At 37.8% G+C, this 209-nt stretch carries 1 protein-coding gene; it reads left to right on the forward strand.

Features of this window, described 5'->3' with window-relative positions; all coding sequences use genetic code 11:
- A partial coding sequence (locus tag IAE45_RS18795; RefSeq protein ID WP_267908072.1) for an MSCRAMM family protein occupies positions 1-209 on the forward strand: 209 nt, incomplete at both ends.

Raw genomic sequence — 209 nt, forward strand, 5'->3', positions numbered from 1 at the left:
GACTATCAATTTATCGAAACAAAAGCACCCGAAGGCTATATTTTGAATACGACACCAGTTGTTTTCACGATTGAATATTCAGCAAAAGGACAACCAAAAGTAGTTGTGGCAAGCGAAGGTTTTGTAAACTATAAAGGATCTGCACAATTGGTGAAAACGGATAGTGAAGGTAATCCACTGTCTGGCGCAGAATTCAAAGTTGTAGATAA

Source organism: Enterococcus sp. S53 (genome assembly GCF_016516865.1).
GTDB lineage: Bacteria > Bacillota > Bacilli > Lactobacillales > Enterococcaceae > Enterococcus_D > Enterococcus_D innesii.